Annotated in this window: 14 protein-coding genes and 1 riboswitch; of the genes, 5 read left to right on the top strand and 9 right to left on the bottom strand. The window is 71.5% G+C overall.

Annotation, left to right across the window (positions count from 1 at the left end):
• Positions 1-8 precede the first annotated feature (8 nt).
• Complete coding sequence (locus ACZ6EM_RS11645; RefSeq protein WP_465772296.1) at positions 9-1,409, top strand: acyltransferase family protein; 1,401 nt, start codon at positions 9-11, stop codon at positions 1,407-1,409.
• A gap of 74 nt (positions 1,410-1,483) precedes the next feature.
• Here ACZ6EM_RS11645 and ACZ6EM_RS11640 read toward each other — a convergent pair whose 3' ends face one another.
• The 7 genes from ACZ6EM_RS11640 to ACZ6EM_RS11610 form a co-directional block, all read right to left on the bottom strand.
• Positions 1,484-2,548 (bottom strand): ABC transporter ATP-binding protein, encoded by a 1,065-nt coding sequence (locus ACZ6EM_RS11640; protein WP_380538127.1) that lies wholly within the window; start codon positions 2,546-2,548, stop codon positions 1,484-1,486.
• A gap of 34 nt (positions 2,549-2,582) precedes the next feature.
• Positions 2,583-3,653, bottom strand: a complete 1,071-nt coding sequence (locus ACZ6EM_RS11635; RefSeq protein ID WP_359901503.1) for an ABC transporter ATP-binding protein — start codon at positions 3,651-3,653, stop codon at positions 2,583-2,585.
• Entirely contained in the window at positions 3,650-4,660 is a 1,011-nt protein-coding gene (locus tag ACZ6EM_RS11630; RefSeq protein WP_452176988.1) for an ABC transporter permease, read from the bottom strand. The genes ACZ6EM_RS11635 and ACZ6EM_RS11630 overlap by 4 nt, the downstream gene beginning before the upstream one ends.
• Positions 4,661-4,758: 98 nt before the next feature.
• On the bottom strand, positions 4,759-6,531 hold the full coding sequence (locus tag ACZ6EM_RS11625; RefSeq protein ID WP_401050364.1) for an ABC transporter substrate-binding protein: 1,773 nt from the start codon (positions 6,529-6,531) through the stop codon (positions 4,759-4,761).
• Positions 6,532-6,611: 80 nt separating this feature from the next.
• Positions 6,612-7,601, bottom strand: a complete 990-nt coding sequence (locus tag ACZ6EM_RS11620) for an ABC transporter permease (RefSeq protein ID WP_359901496.1) — start codon at positions 7,599-7,601, stop codon at positions 6,612-6,614.
• 445 nt (positions 7,602-8,046) lie between these two features.
• Positions 8,047-8,973 (bottom strand): enhanced serine sensitivity protein SseB C-terminal domain-containing protein, encoded by a 927-nt coding sequence (locus ACZ6EM_RS11615; protein WP_401050363.1) that lies wholly within the window; start codon positions 8,971-8,973, stop codon positions 8,047-8,049.
• Between the two features lie 117 nt (positions 8,974-9,090).
• Positions 9,091-9,894 carry an enhanced serine sensitivity protein SseB C-terminal domain-containing protein gene (locus tag ACZ6EM_RS11610; RefSeq protein WP_401050362.1) on the bottom strand — a complete coding sequence of 268 codons (804 nt, stop codon included), beginning with the start codon at positions 9,892-9,894 and terminating at the stop codon, positions 9,091-9,093.
• 257 nt (positions 9,895-10,151) lie between these two features.
• A riboswitch (glycine riboswitch) is annotated at positions 10,152-10,253 on the top strand.
• A gap of 228 nt (positions 10,254-10,481) precedes the next feature.
• Here ACZ6EM_RS11610 and gcvT point away from each other — a divergent pair.
• From gcvT to ACZ6EM_RS11590, 4 genes are all read left to right on the top strand, one after another.
• The gene (gene gcvT, locus ACZ6EM_RS11605; protein ID WP_401054521.1) at positions 10,482-11,603 is read left to right on the top strand and encodes a glycine cleavage system aminomethyltransferase GcvT; all 1,122 of its coding nucleotides are present in this window, start codon (positions 10,482-10,484) and stop codon (positions 11,601-11,603) included.
• 100 nt (positions 11,604-11,703) lie between these two features.
• Positions 11,704-12,084 carry a glycine cleavage system protein GcvH gene (gcvH, locus tag ACZ6EM_RS11600; protein WP_359901485.1) on the top strand — a complete coding sequence of 127 codons (381 nt, stop codon included), beginning with the start codon at positions 11,704-11,706 and terminating at the stop codon, positions 12,082-12,084.
• A gap of 80 nt (positions 12,085-12,164) precedes the next feature.
• Positions 12,165-13,433, top strand: coding sequence for a serine hydroxymethyltransferase (gene glyA / locus ACZ6EM_RS11595; RefSeq protein WP_452176989.1), 1,269 nt, complete (start codon positions 12,165-12,167; stop codon positions 13,431-13,433).
• Between the two features lie 162 nt (positions 13,434-13,595).
• Positions 13,596-14,963 carry an L-serine ammonia-lyase gene (locus ACZ6EM_RS11590; protein ID WP_380538136.1) on the top strand — a complete coding sequence of 456 codons (1,368 nt, stop codon included), beginning with the start codon at positions 13,596-13,598 and terminating at the stop codon, positions 14,961-14,963.
• Positions 14,964-15,043: 80 nt separating this feature from the next.
• Here the strand turns inward: ACZ6EM_RS11590 and ACZ6EM_RS11585 are convergent, their stop codons facing one another.
• Complete coding sequence (locus ACZ6EM_RS11585) at positions 15,044-16,705, bottom strand: MDR family MFS transporter (RefSeq protein WP_465772295.1); 1,662 nt, start codon at positions 16,703-16,705, stop codon at positions 15,044-15,046.
• A 22-nt stretch (positions 16,706-16,727) separates the two neighbouring features.
• Positions 16,728-17,336 (bottom strand): NADPH-dependent FMN reductase, encoded by a 609-nt coding sequence (locus tag ACZ6EM_RS11580; RefSeq protein WP_465772294.1) that lies wholly within the window; start codon positions 17,334-17,336, stop codon positions 16,728-16,730.
• Positions 17,337-17,461: the final 125 nt, after the last annotated feature.

Here is a 17,461-nt window from a genome sequence, read left to right as displayed (position 1 = left end):
CTCCGCCTGTGAAGCTCGCGAAGCCCGGGTCAGCCCCGAAGCCGCCGCCGAAGCCGCCGAAGTCGCCCACGCCGACCCGGTCGTCGAAACCGCCCGGGTCGCCGGGCTCCCCCGCCTCCGCCCGGCTCGGCTGGCTCGACGCGCTGCGCGGCATCGCCGCCCTCGCCGTCGCCATGCACCACTTCGGGCTGCTCGGCAAGATCCCGCACGCGGGCGGGGTGCCGCGCCACCTGGACCTCGGCTTCTTCGGCGTGATGCTGTTCTTCCTGGTCAGCGGGTACATCATCCCGGCCTCGCTGGAACGCCGGGGCGACGTCCGGGCGTTCTGGACGGGACGGCTCTTCCGCATCTACCCCGCGGTGGTCGTCACGGTGGTGGCGAGTCTGCTGGTGCTGCCCCGCAGCGGCCAGATCGTCCAGAGCTTCCCCTTCGACCACCCGGTGCTGTCGCTCGCCGCCAACGGCCTGCTGCTCCAGGACCTGCTGGGGGTGCCCAGCACCATCGGGGTGATGTGGTCGCTCACCTACGAGATGGTCTTCTACTCCTTCGCGTGCGCCCTGTTCGTGCGGGGGTGGCACCGGCACAGCGCGCCGATCGCGGTCGGCTTCGCGTCCGTCGCCCTGGTCCTCGGCACCTGGCTGCCGATCGGCGGGATCTCGGTGGACCTGGCGGCCACCGGGCACCTGGTGGCGGCGGCCGGGATCGTGGTGCTGATGGCGGCGGCCTGCATCGCCACCGCCCGCCCGGACCTGACCCGTTGGGGCGCGCTGCTGCTCGGCGGCCTGGGCCTGGTCCTGATCACGCTGAACAACCGGACCACCGGCTTCGAGACCATGCTGATCTTCGCGACCATGTTCGCCGGCACCGTGCTGTACCGGCTGGAGCACGGCCTGCTCGATCGGCTTCCGGCCCTGCTCTGCTGCGGCTTCGTGATCGTCACCGGCGTCACGGTCGGCTACCTGTACAACCGCGACACGGCGCTCCGGCACACCTGGACGCCCTCGTGGGAGTCCTTCTCGTCCGCCTACCTGGCCGCCTGGGCCCTGTTCGCGGCCGCCATGCTGCTGCGCCGCCGCCGCTTCCCGCGCTGGCTCAGCGGGCTCGGCACGATCAGCTTCTCGGTCTACCTGCTGCACGGCCCGCTGATGTACTTCCTCGGCTGGAAACTGCGGGACTACCCGCCGATCGTCGGGCCGAAGGGGCAGGCCGCGCTCACCCTCGGCTACCTGGGGGCGGTCGTGGTGCTCGCCTGGCTGTCGTACCGGCTGGTCGAGATCCCGTTCCAGAACCTGGGCCGCAGGGCGGTCCGGGCGCTGGACCGCCGCTTCCCGGCCCCCGCCCCGACGCCGCTCGCCGCGGCCGCCCCGGGCCCGCGCGTGCCGGAGCCGGAGCCGGCCGCCGGCGTCTGAGGCGCGGACCGCCAAGAGGCCGCCCGTCCCCGGAAGTCCGGGGGCGGGCGGCCTCCTGCGTACGTGCGAGGGCCTCAGGCCGTGGCGCCGGCCGACGCCTTCTCCGGAGCGTTCTCCGGGAAGTGGCAGGCCACCTGGTGCCCGGTCGCCAGCACCGTCAGCGGCGGCTCCTGGCTCGCGCACACGTCCTGCGCCTTCCAGCACCGGGTGCGGAAGCGGCAGCCGCTGGGCGGGTTGATCGGCGAGGGGACGTCGCCCTTGAGCAGGATGCGCTCGCGGCCCGCGCGCTGGCGGCGGCGCGGGTCGGGGACGGGCACGGCGGACATCAGCGCGTTGGTGTACGGGTGCATCGGGCTGCGGTAGAGCGAGTCCCGGTCGGCGATCTCCACGATCTTGCCGAGGTACATCACCGCGACCCGGTCCGAGACGTGCCGGACCACCGAGAGGTCGTGCGCGATGATCAGGTAGGTCAGCCCGAGTTCCTGCTGGAGGTCGTCCAGCAGGTTGACCACCTGCGCCTGGATCGAGACGTCCAGCGCGGAGACCGGCTCGTCCGCGACGATCATCTTCGGCTTCAGCGCGAGCGCCCGGGCGATGCCGATGCGCTGGCGCTGGCCGCCGGAGAACTCGTGCGGGTAGCGGTTGTAGTGCTCGGGGCTGAGCCCGCACAGTTCCAGCAGTTCCTGGACGGCCTTCTTGAGCCCGCCCTCCGGCACCGCGTTCTGGAGCTTGAAGGGCGCGCCGACGATGGTGCCGACGGTGTGCCGGGGGTTCAGCGAGGAGTACGGGTCCTGGAAGATCATCTGGATGTCGCGGCGCAGCGGCCGCATCGCCCCGACGCCCAGGTGGGTGATGTCGGTGCCCTCGAACTCGATGGTCCCGCCGGTCGGTTCGTCGAGCCGGGTGACCAGTCGGCCCATGGTCGACTTGCCGCAGCCGGACTCGCCCACGACGCCCAGGGTCTCGCCGGCGTTGACCGTGAAGTCGATGCCGTCGACGGCCCGCACCGCGCCGGTCTGGCGCCGCAGCAGCCCGCCGCGGATCGGGAAGTGCCGGGTCAGGCCGGCCACCTTCAGCAGCGGCTCGCGGCCGGGGGCGGGTGCCGGCGACGGGATCGTGGCCGCCTGAGTGTCCGTCATCGGTTCTCTCCAGAAAGGTGGTACGAGGCCGGGCTCACAGCCGGGGCGCGATCTCTTCGGCGAAGATGCGGTGCCGCTCGTCGGCCGCCAGGTGGCAGGCCGCGAAGTGCCCGGGCGCGGCCTCGGCCAGCACCGGAAGCTCGCCGGTGGAGCGCCCGCCGGTCAGGTCGGCGTACGGGCAGCGCGGGTGGAAGGCGCAGCCGGACGGCACGTTGATCAGGCTGGGCGGGGTGCCCTTGACCGGCACCAGCCGGTCCTGGAGTTCCCGGTCCAACCGCGGCATCGACCCCAGCAGGCCCCAGGTGTAGGGGTGTTCGGGCGCGTCGAAGAGGGTCTCGGCCGGGCCGCGCTCGACGCACTTGCCGCCGTACATGACCAGGATGTCGTCGGCCAGCTCGGCGACCACCCCGAGGTCGTGGGTGATGATGATGACGGCGGAGCCGAACTCCTCCTGGAGGTCGCGGATGAGGTCCAGGATCTGCGCCTGGACGGTGACGTCCAGGGCGGTGGTGGGCTCGTCGGCGATCAGCAGCGAGGGGTCGTTGACCAGTGCCATGGCGATCATGGCGCGCTGGCGCATGCCGCCGGAGAACTGGTGCGGGTAGTCGTCCACCCGGCGGTCGGGCTGCGGGATGCCGACCCGGTCGAGCATCTCGATCGCCCGGGCCCTGGCCTGCTTCTTGGAGGCCTGGGGGTGGTGCACCCGGTACGCCTCGACGATCTGCTGCCCCACCGTGTAGTAGGGGTGCATCGCGGTCAGCGGGTCCTGGAAGATCATCGCCATGTCGCGGCCGCGCAGTTGGCGCACCCGGTCCGGGCCGGCCGCGATCAGGTCCTCGCCGTTCAGCCGGATCTCGCCGCTGATCCGGGCCCGCTTGGAGCGGTGCAGGCCCATGATGCCCAGCGAGGTGACGGACTTGCCGGAGCCGGACTCGCCGACGATGCCGAGGGTGCGCCCCTTGTGGAGGTCGAAGCTGACCCCGTCCACCGAGCGGACCAGGCCGTCGTCGGTGTCGAAGTGGATCCGCAGGTCGCGGACCGAGAGGAAGGGGTCGCCCGACGGGGTCTGCGCGGCGTCCGCCGGGGACTTCTGGAGGTCGGTCACGAGAGCCTCACCCGGGGGTCGACGAGGGCGTACAGGAGGTCGACCACGAGGTTGCAGGCGACGATGAAGAAGGCGGCGAGCAGGGTGACGCCGAGGATCTTGGGCAGGTCGTTGTCGGAGATCGCCTGGACGGCGAACTGGCCGACGCCCTGGAGCGAGAAGACCTGCTCGGTGATCAGCGCGCCGCCGAGCAGCAGCCCGAGGTCCATGCCGAAGATCGTGACGATCGGGGTGAGCGCGGCGCGCAGCCCGTGCCGGGTGACGACCTTGCGCTCGACCAGGCCCTTGGCCCGGGCGGTGCGGATGTAGTCCTCGCTCATGGTCTCCAGCATTCCGGCGCGGGTGAGCCGGGCGTAGAGCGCGGAGTAGAGGAAGGCCAGCGAGATCCAGGGCAGGATCAGGTTGCGGGCCCACATCAGCGGGTTGTCGGTGAAGTTCACGTACTGCAGGTTGTCCAGGATCGGCCACTCGTAGCTGAACAGCGTGAGCAGCAGCGCGCCGGTGAAGAAGACCGGCAGCGAGACGCCGGCGAGCGCGACGCCCATGGAGAGCCGGTCGAAGATCGAGCGCGGCTTGAGCGCGGAGACGACGCCGGTGGCGACGCCGGAGACCAGCCAGAGCACCGCCGCACCGGCGGCGAGCGACATGGTGACCGGGATCCGCTTGGTCAGCTCGGGCCAGACCTCCAGGTGGTTCTTGAAGGAGTAGCCGAAGCAGGGCACGTGACAGGTGGCCGGTTCCGGGCCGAACGTGTACTCGGCACCGCTGACCAGCCCCTTGAGGAAGTGCCAGTACTGGGTGTACAGCGGCTGGTCGAAGCCGAGGTTCTGCTTGACCGCGGCGATCGCCTCGGGCGACGGGTTCTTCCCGATGTACTGGGCGGCCAGTTGGTCGGCCGTCTCTCCGGCGAGTCGCGGGAGCAGGAAGAAGATCGCGAAGGTGACCACGCTGACGACCAGCAGCAAAATCGCCGCCGCGATGATCCTGCGGATGATGTAGGCAAACACAGTTGGGCGGCTCCGGCGGCCCGCCGCCGTCCGGGATCTTCCGGACGGCGGCGGGCGCCGCTGCCTTCACCTGCCTTCAGGGATGCGGAGCCAGGCTCTTACTTGGTGGAGCCGATGTTCAGGTAGTCGTACTCACCCGAGAACGCCGAGGTGGAGACCAGGTTGGTGGCGTTGTCCGGGCGGTACAGGAAGACCTTGAAGTAGGTCAGCGGGACGTAGACCGCCTGCTCCATGACCTTCTTGTCGACGTCGCCGTAGATCTTCTCGCGGGCGCCCTTGTCGGGGTTGATCGCGGCGTCGTCGATCAGCTTGTTGACGGCGGAGTCGTTCAGCTGGGCCAGGTTGTTGTTGCCGGACGGCTTGATGGTGCGGCCGTCGACGATCTGCTGGAGGAAGCCGTAGCCGGTCGGCCAGTCGGCGCCCCACTGCATCATCATCAGGCCGATGTTGTGCTCGGCCGCGAACTGCGGGGACCCGGCGGCGTCCTGCAGGTACTTGCCCTGCGGGTACTGCTGGATCTCGGCGTTGATGCCGACCTTCTTCAGCGCGGCCTGGATCGAGGTGGCCGCGGCGACCTCGGTGGCGCGCTCGGTGCGGGCCGACAGGACGGTGTTGATGCCGCCCTCCTTGCCGCAGGCCTTCAGGGCTTCCTTGGCCTTGGCCTCGTCGCCCTTGTTGTCCTTGGTCTCGTACAGGTTGAAGTCCTGGTGGCCCGCGATGTCCGGCGGGAGGACCGTGTTGGCGATCTGGCCGCGGATCGGGCCGCCGAGCGCGGTCTGCACCGAGACCTTGTCGATCGCGTACTGGACGGCCTTGCGGCACTCGACGTTGTCGAACGGCGCGAGCTTGGAGTTGATCGCCATGTACACCAGACGGCCGCCGTAGGCGTTGTCGGTGCTGGCCTTCAGCTTCGGGTTCTGCAGGATCTGCGCCTGGGTCTGCGGGTCGACGCCGCCGCCCACCAGGTCGACCTGGGCGTTGCCGGCCAGCAGGTCCTTGTCGATGGTGGCCTGGTCGATGTTGAACTTGAGCACGATCTTGTCCGCGAGCTGCTTGCGGATCGGGTCGGTGCTCTGGTCCCAGTTGGTGTTCGGCACCAGGACGGCCTGCTTGCCGTCCTCGTAGGACTCGAACTTGTAGGAGCCCGAGGACGCGATCTTCTTCACGTACTCCGCACCGGTGTCCTTGGCCTGCGGGACGGGCACCGTCTCCGGGGCGCTGACCAGGTAGTCGAAGTCGGCGAAGGGGTGCTGCAGGTGGAAGACGATCGTGGTGTCGTCGGGCGTCTCGATCGAGTTGAGGCCGCCCTCCTTGTCCTTGTACGGCCCCGCGTACGGCGTGGCGTTGTCGACCAGCAGATCGTGGAAGTACACCGGGCCGTTGGAGTTCACGTCCAGCGCGTAGTTCGAGCGCTCGATGGCGTACTTGACGTCCTTCGAGGAGATCGGGGTGCCGTCGTCGTACTTCAGGCCCTTGCGGAGCTTGTACGTCCAGGTCAGGCCGTCCGCGCTCTGCTGGCCCATCGACTCGGCGAGGTCCGGGACGAGCTTGTTGCCCTCCTCCCCCGGCGCCGGGTTGAAGGTGGTCAGCGGCCGGCCGTACAGACGCGAGAAGTTGTAGATGTACGCGTAGTACGTGTTGCCCGGGTCGAGCGAGTCGGGGGTGCCCTTCATCTCGTAGGTCACCGTCCCGCCCTTCTTGTCCGAGGCGTTGACGATGCCCTTGGTGGCCGCGTTGGCACCGGAGCCGCCCTCGGCGGAGCCGGAGGCCGTGGAGGACCCTCCGCTCTTCGACGAACTGGTGCAACCGGTCACGACCAGGACCGCGGCGGCAGCCGCCGCGGTCAGGGCGACGGTACGGGACCTACGCATGGGTGAGATCAACCCCTTGAGGATGTGGAGGAGGGATTCTGACGCACCGTCGAGTGACGAGTGGTCCGAGTGACACAGGGTCAGTTGTTCTTGGGGTCGAGGGCGTCGCGCAGCCCGTCGCCGAGCAGGTTGAAGGCGAGCACGGTGACGAAGATCGCCAGACCGGGGACCACCATGTACTGGGGGTCCACCTGGTAGTACCGGATCGCGTCCTGGAGCATCCCGCCCCAGGAGGCCTGCGGGGGCTGGATGCCGACGCCGAGGAAGCTCAGCCCGGCCTCGAAGAGGATGTTGGTCGGGATCAGCAGGGTCGAGTAGACCAGGATCGGACCGACCAGGTTGGGCAGCAGTTCCTTGAACAGGATGAACGGTCCGCGCGCGCCCAGGCTGCGGGCCGCGTGGACGAACTCCCGCTCGCGCAGCGACAGCGTCTGGCCGCGCACGATCCGGCCCATGTAGGGCCAGTTGAAGAAGCCGATCACGAAGATCAGCACCAGCATGTGCAGCGGCAGGCCGTGCAGGCCGAACGCGCCGCCCTGGAGCGAGGTCGAGATCGCGATGGCGAAGAGCAGCAGCGGGAACGCCAGGAAGACGTCCATCACCCGGCTGATCAGGGTGTCCACCCAGCCGCCGTAGTAGCCGGCCATGATGCCGAGCACGGTGCCGATGGTGTTGGACAGCAGGGTCGCGCCGAAGGCGACCAGCAGGGAGACCCAGGAGCCCTCGATGACGCGGGTGAGCAGGTCACGGCCCTGGAGGGGGTCGACGCCGAGCGGGTGGTCCCAGCTCATGCCGCCCCAGTCGCCGAACGGCAGACCGCCGAGGTCGGCGTCCAGCAGGTCCTGGTGGAGGGCGTCCGGGTCGAGCCCGAACATCGACTCGATCGGCTTGGCGAGCACGGCGAGCAGGATCAGCAGGATCACCACGACGCCGCCGGCGACGGCGGCCTTGTCCCGCTTGAAGCGGGTCCAGGCGATCTGGCCGAGGGAGCGGCCCTCGATCTTCTTGGCCGGGCTTGCGGTGGCGGGTGCCTCCGGATCGTTCCCGGCGGTGGTCACGGTTGCGGTCATGGTCAGTTGGTCCCCTCGCCGACGGTGGCCGGCCCACGGGTGCCGGTCGCCGGCTTCGGCGGTGCGGCTGCGGACGTGCGGAGGTGCTTAGGAGGAGCGGGTGTTGACGGCAGTGCGTCGTGCACAGGCACTGCCACCACGCGGGATGGGCGTCGCGTGGGCGGACTGTCGGCGTGCGCGCTCGCCCTTGTGGGGTTCAAGCACGCGCGGTGCGTTGCGCAGAACTCTCTGCCATCCGAACTGGCTTGCGCCAGCCCTGCCAACCGACAGATGCCCAACTGTGATCTGCGTGCATGCACCTCCCCGGTCTTCGGCATATACCTCTTCACATGGCTGTAACTGCCATGTCAAGATGACCGGAGCACACATCCGGAAATTCGTCCGGAAAGCATCGAAGCCGACTTGACGGACAATCAAGTCGGCTTCGGGGAATGAGCTTTGGGAATCAGCGCCCGGGGTAGCCGGGCCACGGCCGCTGCGGCGGCTGCTGCTGCCAGCCCTGCGCCGGCGGCTGGGTGCCGTACCCGTAACCCGGCATCGACTGCCCCGGGTACGGCGGCGGGGGCACCGGCGGGTACGGACCGGTCGGCGGGCGGCCCGCCTCCCGGTCGAAGAACGGCCGCGCGTTGGCGCGCATCCACAGCGCCACCGGGTCGTACTCGTCCGACATCGCCACCGTCGACACCGCGAGCCCCTCCGGGGCCACCGCGATCGCACGCTGCATCAGCGCCCGCACCGCCTCCACCGCCGGCGGCGAACTCTCGTACAGGTCGAGGCCGATGGCCAGGTACGGCTCCCCCACCGCGGGCTGCACCCAGGCCCGGCGCAGGGCCCGCACGGCGCGCACCTCGGCGGCCTGCCGCTCCAGCAGCGCGAAGAACGACTGGGCGTTCAGCTGCGGCTCGCTCAACTTCAACGGCCCGGCCGGCAGCCGGTCCAGGCCCGCGGCGACCCGCCGCAGGTCCGCCCAGGGCACGCCGACGCCGCCGCCGGGCGCGTGCGGGTTGAGCCACAGGCCCCAGCGGGTGCGGTAGAGCGAGGCCGCGATCTCCCGGCCGGAGATGACCTCGTGGGCCCGCGCCCAGCCGGAGGCGGTCAGCTGCTCGGACGAGGTGACGGCCGGCGCGTAGCCGTGGCCGCTGATCTCCATGTTCCCGTACTGGGCGTCCGGGCTGCCCGGCGTGCCGTGCCACAGCAGCATCCAGACCTGGCCGTCCGCCAGCGCGTGCAGCAGCCCCTCGTACGCGTCGTAGCGCTCCGGCGCGACGTCGCGCAGGGCGCGCTCCAACGCGCCGGGATCAGCTCCCGGGCGCCCGGCCGGTGCCTGGCCCCAGGGCCCCGGCACACCGCCCGCTCCCGTTCCCGCACTCATGCGCCCACCTCGCCGCGCCTCTTTCCCTCAACCCGCCGGCCCGTCGGCCGTCTGCACGCACCCTATGGCGCTGCACCGGCCACCGCCACGGCGACGTGCCTTTGATACGAACCCCGCTCAGCCCCGCGAATAGAACGGCAGTACCCGGGTGAGCAGCCACTCGACCACCGGGTCGTCGGCGAGGTCGAGCAGTACGAGGTGGACGCCGCCGGGCAGCGGCGCGGTTCCCAGCGCTCGGCCGAGCGCGTCGTTCACCGCGGCCGGATCGGCCGGTGCCGCCGGGTCCAGCTGGACGCCCACGAACATCACGGTCGGCTCGCCCTCGATGCTGGCCAGCGCCCTGCGGGCGGTCAACACTCCCGGCAGTGACGACAGTTCGCCCCGGCAGGCGGCCAGGAAGTGCTCCGGGTCCTCGCCCGGCACCGGCTCGCGCAGCGCCACCCGGCCTCCGGTCGGCGCCGTGGCGTCGTCGGCGGCCTCCCAGCGGTCCCCGCGCGGACCGCGGCGCAGCTCGGCGACCCCCTGCGGCGGCACCGGGATGCCCACGGCCGCGTCCGGGTTCACCGCGATGCCCACGCCCAGCGGCAACCCGCGGGCGAACTCCCACACCGGCGCCACCGCGAAGGCCATCCCCGGCGCCTGCTGGAGGAACACCTCCTGCGAGGAGAACACCGGCACGTACGGGTCACCGCCCAGCTCGACGGTCGGCAGGTCCAGCGCCTGTCCCTGCGGATCGGCCCCGGCCGGCAGCGGCACCCACACCTGGCTGCGCGCCAGCACCTCGATCACCCTCGGCGTCGCGCCCGGGTCGCCCAGGGCCGCGGTCAGCACCTGCTCCAGCTCGTTGGCCGGCCAGGAACCGCCCGCCGGCGCCTCCTGCGGTCCGCCCCACTCCTGCTGCTGCTCCACCGGGTACCCCATGCGCCGCCGATCCCGCCCTCTGCCGCTCGGCCGCCCTCTGCTGCGCCGACGCGCAGCAGTCTAGGGCCCCGGGGCCTCCCCTTTAGGGCTCGTGTTCGGGTGCCCCGCGGGCCCCGGTCCCGGGTGCCGCCCCGGGCCCGCGTCCGGGTGCCGCGCGGTGTGACCGGGTCCCCTCTCCCCTCGCCGTCCCGGACGTGCCATGATGTGCCCGTCCGACGGCATGCGCCGCGGGCCCCCACAACTCCATACCGGCCGCTCGAACCCGCGCGGGAGAGCCCGGAGTGCCGTTCAGGCACAGCCGGCGCCGAAGGAGCAAGTCCTCCCCGGAATCTCTCAGGCACCCCTACCGCACGGGTTAGGCACATCTGGAAAGCGGCGCCCGGCCCTGTCGTGCGCCCACCCACGGTGCAAGCCGTCATGCTGTCCCCCAAGCTGGAAACAGCTGCGGGCGGTGGGCGGTGAAGCTCTCAGGTTCGACGACAGATGGGGAGACCCACGCCGCCGCATGCCCGCGCGCAGGGTCGAACCCGAGCGGGTCCGGTCCGGCGCGTGCACCCCTGAGTGCCCCGACCGAGGAGTTCCTGGCCATGTCGTCCCTCCGCCTGACCGCGCTCGACGCGCTGCACCGCGCCCTCGGCGCGACCATGACCGACTTCGCCGGCTGGGACATGCCGCTGCGCTACGGCAGCGAGCGCGAGGAGCACCTCGCGGTCCGCACCCAGGCCGGCCTGTTCGACCTCTCGCACATGGGCGAGATCACCGTCACCGGCCCGCAGGCGGGCGAGATGCTGGACCACGCGCTGGTCGGCTTCGTCTCCGCGCTGGGCGTGCTGCGCGCCCGCTACACCATGATCTGCGCCGAGGACGGCGGCATCCTGGACGACCTGATCGTCTACCGCCTGCGCGAGGACGCCTTCCTGGTCGTCGCCAACGCCTCCAACGCCCAGCTGGTCCTCGACGAGCTGATCGCCCGCGCCAAGGGCTTCGACGCCGTCGTCACCGACGACCGCGACACCTACGCGCTGATCGCCGTCCAGGGCCCGGAGGCCACCGGCATCCTGGCGAAGACCACCGACGCCGACCTGCCCGGCCTGAAGTACTACGCGATCCTCCCGGCCCGGGTGGCCGACCGCGACGTGCTGCTCGCCCGCACCGGCTACACCGGTGAGGACGGCTTCGAGATCTTCTGCCGGCCGGCCGACGCCGAGCCGGTCTGGCAGGCGCTGACCGCCGCGGGCGAGGGCCACGGCCTGATCCCGTGCGGCCTGTCCTGCCGCGACACGCTGCGCCTGGAGGCCGGCATGCCGCTGTACGGGCACGAGCTGTCCACCGACCTCACCCCGTTCGACGCCGGCCTGGGCCGGGTCGTCCGCTTCGACAAGACCACCAACGAGGGCGCCTTCATCGGCCGCAAGGCGCTGGAGCAGGCCGCCGCCGCGGCCGAGACCAACCCGCCCAAGGTGCTGGTCGGCCTGGTCTCCGAGGGCAAGCGGGTGCCGCGCGCCGAGTACACCGTGGTCTCCACCGAGGGCGAGCCGATCGGCCGGATCACCTCCGGCGCGCCGTCCCCGACCCTGGGCAAGCCGATCGCGATGGCCTACGTCGACGCCGCCCACGCCGTCCCCGGCACCACCGTCGCGGTGGACGTGCGCGGCAAGCACGAGCCCGTCCAGGTCGTGGCGCTGCCGTTCTACAAGCGCGCCCGCTGAGCCTTCGCCGGGGCCCCCGTTTTTCCGTTTGCGCACGTCGCGGCCGTCCGCGCGGCGGCCCGCTTCGTCGTACCCGCTTCCCATCCTGGAGAATGACGCCATGAGCAACCCCCAGCACCTGCAGTACACCAAGGAGCACGAGTGGCTGACCGCGGCCGCGGACGGTGTCTCCACGGTCGGCATCACGGAGCACGCCGCCACCGCCCTCGGTGACATCGTCTACGTGCAGCTGCCCGAGGTCGGCGAGACCGTGACCGCCGGCGAGACCTGTGGCGAGCTGGAGTCCACCAAGTCGGTCAGCGACCTGTACTCCCCGGTGACCGGCGAGGTCACCGAGATCAACCAGGACGTCATCGACGACCCGGCCTCCGTGAACGCGGACCCGTTCGGGAACGCCTGGCTGTTCAAGGTGCGCGTCGAGGCCACCGACGAGCTGCTCAGCGCCGACGAGTACGACGCGCTCATCAACCCCCAGGGCTGAGCCACCCGACGGGACGGGCCGCGCACGGCGGTCCGCCCCGCCCCGGCCCCTTTCCCTCCTCCTCCCGGGAAGACCACACCATGACGGTTCTCAACCAGTCCCTGCACGCCCTCGACCCGGAGATCGCCGCCGCGGTCGACGCCGAGCTGCACCGCCAGCAGACCACCCTGGAGATGATCGCCTCCGAGAACTTCGCCCCGGTGGCGGTCATGGAGGCCCAGGGCTCGGTGCTGACCAACAAGTACGCGGAGGGCTACCCCGGCCGCCGCTACTACGGCGGCTGCGAGCACGTCGACGTGGTCGAGCAGATCGCGATCGACCGCATCAAGGCACTGTTCGGCGCCGAGCACGCCAACGTCCAGCCGCACTCCGGCGCGCAGGCCAACGCCGCCGCGATGTTCGCGCTGATCCAGCCGGGTGACACCATCCTGGGCCTGAGCCTGGCCCACGGCGGTCACCTGACCCACGGCATGAAGATCAACTTCTCCGGCAAGCTCTACACCGTGGCCGCGTACCACGTGGACGAGAAGACCGGCCAGGTCGACATGGCCGAGGTCGAGCGCCTCGCCAAGGAGCACCAGCCGAAGCTGATCATCGCCGGCTGGTCGGCCTACCCGCGCCAGCTCGACTTCGCCGCGTTCCGCCGGATCGCCGACGAGGTCGGCGCGCTGCTCATGGTGGACATGGCGCACTTCGCCGGCCTGGTGGCCGCCGGGCTGCACCCGAACCCGGTGCCGTACGCGGACGTGGTCACCACCACCACCCACAAGACCCTGGGCGGCCCGCGCGGCGGCGTCATCCTGTCCAAGGCCGAGTACGCCAAGAAGATCAACTCCGCGGTCTTCCCCGGCCAGCAGGGCGGCCCGCTGGAGCACGTGATCGCCGGCAAGGCGGTCGCCTTCAAGGTCGCGGCCTCGGAGGAGTTCAAGGAGCGCCAGCAGCGCACCCTGGACGGCGCCCGCATCCTCGCCGAGCGCCTGCTCCAGGCCGACGTGGCCGAGGCCGGCGCCAGCGTGCTCTCCGGCGGCACCGACGTCCACCTGGTCCTGGTCGACCTGCGCAACAGCCAGCTCGACGGCCAGCAGGCCGAGGACCGCCTGCACGAGGTCGGCATCACCGTCAACCGCAACGCGATCCCGAACGACCCGCGCCCGCCGATGGTCACCTCGGGCCTGCGCATCGGCACCCCGGCCCTGGCCACCCGCGGCTTCCAGGCCGAGGACTTCCGCGAGGTCGCCGACATCATCGCCGAGGCGCTCAAGCCCGCCTTCGACGAGACCGTCGCCGCCGCGCTGAAGGCCCGGGTCACCGCCCTGGCCGACAAGTACCCGCTGTACCCGAACCTCTGATCACTCCGGTGATCGTTCGGGCGGGGTGACCGGCCTCACCCCTCCGGCGTACCTGGCACCCCGGGGCACCGCGCACACTGGACAGTGCGCGCGGTGCCCCGTCCCGTGTCGGCCCCTCCCTGCCCGCAAGTCCTTCCACGAGACCAGACAAGGACGTCCCCCGTGGCCATCAGCGTCTTCGACCTCTTCTCCATCGGCATCGGCCCGTCGAGCTCCCACACCGTGGGCCCGATGCGCGCCGCCCGGATGTTCGCCCGCCGACTGCGCTCCGAAGGCCTCCTGGACGGGGTGACGGGGGTGCGCGCCGAGCTGTACGGCTCGCTCGGCGCCACCGGCCACGGCCACGGCACCCCGAAGGCCGTCCTGCTGGGCCTGGAGAACGCCTCGCCCCGCACCGTCGACGTCGACCAGGCCGACAAGGACGTCGAGCGGATCATCGCCGAGAAGCGGATCAACCTGGTCGGCGAGCACACCATCGACTTCGACCCGGACACCCAGCTGGTCCTGCACCGCCGCCGCTCGCTGCCGTACCACGCCAACGGCATGACCCTGTGGGCGTACGCGGCGGACGGCTCGACCCTGCTGGAGAAGACCTACTACTCGGTCGGCGGCGGCTTCGTGGTGGACGAGGACGCGATCGGCGCGGACCGGGTCAAGCCCGACGACACCGCGCTGAAGTACCCCTTCCGCACCGGTGACGAGCTGCTGCGGCTCAGCCGGGAGACCGGCCTGTCGATCTCCGGCCTGATGCTGGAGAACGAGAAGGCCTGGCGCAGCGAGGAGGAGATCCGGACCGGTCTGCTGGAGATCTGGTCCGTGATGCAGGAGTGCGTGCGGGCCGGCATGTCCCGCGAGGGCATCCTGCCGGGCGGGCTGAAGGTCCGCCGCCGGGCCGCGTCCGGCGCCCGTGCGCTGCGCGCCGAGGGCATCGGGCCGGCCAACGCGATGGAGTGGGTGACCCTCTACGCGATGGCCGTCAACGAGGAGAACGCCTCCGGGCGCCGGGTGGTCACCGCGCCGACCAACGGCGCCGCCGGGATCATCCCGGCCGTCCTGCACTACTACCTGAACTTCATCCCGGGCGCCGACGACGACGGCATCGTCCGCTTCCTGCTCGCGGCCGGCGCCATCGGCATGCTCTTCAAGGAGAACGCCTCCATCTCCGGCGCCGAGGTCGGCTGCCAGGGCGAGGTCGGCTCCGCCTGCTCGATGGCCGCGGGCGGCCTCGCCGAGGTCCTCGGCGGCACCCCCGAGCAGGTCGAGAACGCCGCCGAGATCGGCATCGAGCACAACCTCGGCCTCACCTGCGACCCGGTCGGCGGCCTGGTCCAGATCCCCTGCATCGAGCGCAACGGCATGGCGTCCGTCAAGGCCGTCACCGCGGCCCGGATGGCCCTGCGCGGCGACGGACGGCACCACGTCTCGCTGGACAAGGCGATCAAGACGATGAAGGAGACCGGGGCCGACATGAAGATCAAGTACAAGGAGACCTCGCGCGGCGGCCTCGCCGTGAACGTCATCGAGTGCTGATCACCCGCTGATCCCGACAGCCTGACGGCCCCCGGCGGAGTCCTGCTCCGCCGGGGGCCGTTTCGCGTGCCTCGGACGCGTCAGGCCTTCGTCTCCGCCCGGGCTTCGGCCCGGGCTTCGGCCGGGGCATCGGCCGGGGCATCGGTCCGGGTTCCGGCTCCGGCCGGCTCCGGGGCCCGGCGCGGGCGGACCAGGCAGGCGAGGGCGGTCGCCGCGGCCGCCAGCAGGACCCCGCCCACGACCGTGCCGTACAGGCCGCCGGTGACCGCCGCCCCGACGGCGTCGCGGACCTCCGCCGGGAGGCCGTCGAGGGAGGCCGGGGTCAGCCCGCCGCCGGTGAGCCGGCCGGCCTCGGCGGACCCGAGGCGCTCCGTGAGGGAGTCCGTGAGCCGCGCCGTGTAGACCGCGCCGAGCGCCGCCATGCCGAGCGAGCCGCCGATGCTCCGCAGCAGCGTGACCACGCCCATCGCCGCGCCCATGTCCTGGGGCGGCACGGCCCCCATCGAGGTCAGCAGGGTGCTCTGCATCACCAGGCCGAGGCCGATCCCGGCGACTGCCGTGAGGGCCGAGGCCAGGGCGATCGGGGTGTCGGTGCGCAGGAGCAGCAGCAGTGCGCCGCCGGCCAGGGTGAGCGCGCCGCCCAGCAGCGGGTAGCGCCGCTCGCCGCCCGGCCGGCCCATCAGCCGCGCCGTCACCAGCTGGGTGCCCATCATGCCGAGCATCAGCGGCAGCAGGAGCAGGCCGCCGGCGGTGGGTGAGGCGCCCCGGGCCAGTTGCAGGTAGAGCGGCAGGTAGCCGACCAGAGCGATCATCACCGCGCCGGTGAGGAAGCCGAGCACCTGCGCCACCGTGAAGTTGCGGTCGCGGAACAGCGCGGGCGGGATCAGCGGCCCGGGGGCGCGCAGTTCGGTCCGGACGAACCAGCCCAGCGCGACCAGCGCGACGAGCGCCGTGCCGAGGAGCACCGGGGAGGTCCAGGAGTAGGCGGCGCCGCCCCAGCTGCCGACCAGGGTGAGCGCGAGGATGCCGGTGGTCAGCAGGACGACCCCGGCCCAGTCGAACGGGGCGCGCACCCGCTCGGTCCGCAGCCGTACCCCGACGCCGACCGCGAGCAGCGCGACCAGCCCGACCGGCAGGTTGACGTAGAAGGCCCAGCGCCAGCTCAGCCGTTCGGTGAGGAAGCCGCCGAGCAGCGGTCCGCCGACGAAGGCGATCGGCATCAGCACGCCGACCACCGACTGCACCCGCGCCCGGTCGGAGGCGGGGACGAGCACCCCGATCACCGAGAGCGCGCCGACCATCAGCCCGCCCGCGCCGATCCCCTGGAGGCCCCGGAAAGCGATCAACTGCCCCATGTCCTGGGCGAGTCCGGCCAGCACCGAGCCCGCCAGGAACACCACCACCGCCCACTGGTAGGCGCCCTTGCGCCCGTACAGGTCGCCGAGCCGGCCCCAGAGCGGGGTGGCCGCGGCGGAGGTCAGCAGGTAGGCGGTGACCGCCCAGGAGAGGTGCTCCAGTCCGCCGAGGTCGCCGACGACGGTCGGCAGCGCGGTGCCGATGATCTGCCCGTCGAGGGCCGAGAGGAAGATGCCGAGCATCAGCCCGATGACACCGAGCAAAGGCGGCTTGGGCCGCTCCTCGGCCTGCCTCTCGGCCTGGCTCTCGACCTGGCTCTCGGCCTGGCCCTCGACCTGGCCCTCGACCTGGCTCTCGATCTGGCTCTCGGCCGGTTCCGTGGCCATGGTCTCCGCCCCCTGCCCCGGCTCAGGCCGCGAACGGGCGGGCCCGGCGGGCGTCCCGCAGTGCCTGGGCCCACCAGACGAGCTGGTCGAGCATGGTCTTGGCGGCGGCGTCTGCGGCCGGGTCGATCGCCTTGCCGTCGGCGTCGAAGCGCTGGCCGGCGCCGTGGAAGCTGACCGTGTTGCGGATCGTCGCGGCGTTCAGCTCGGCCAGCACCACCCGGAGCTGTTCGACGGCCCGCAGGCCCCCGGACAGGCCGCCGTACGAGACGAAGGCGACCGGCTTGCCGTGCCACTGCCGGTTGTGCCAGTCGATGGCGTTCTTCAGCGGGGCCGGGAAGCTGTGGTTGTACTCGGGCGTGACGATCACGAAGGCGTCGGCCGCTTCCAGTCGGGGCGATACGGCGGCCAGCAACTCGGCGTCGCCCGGCGGAAGTTCACCGCCGAACGACGGGAAGGTGGTGGGCAGTGGGGTCTCCACCAGGTCGATCCGGTCGGCGGTCAGGTCGCCGTGGGCCTCCAGGTGGCCGAGCAGCCAGTCGGTGACCACCGGGCCGAAGCGGCCCTCGCGGGTGCTGCCGACGAGGACGGCGACCTTCAGGTTCTGCTCCATCAGGCTCTGCTCCGTGGACATGGGAATCCCCCTCCGGGACAACTGCTGTGTACGGCGTATCTGTCGGATACAACGTACACATCGGCGTGTACGTCGTCCACTGTGGATACGCCGTACACGCGGAGTGCTACGGTGGGCCCGACCCC

The sequence above is a fragment of the Kitasatospora sp. NPDC041917 genome (assembly GCF_055589745.1).
This window is presented reverse-complemented; position numbering and strand designations above follow the sequence as displayed.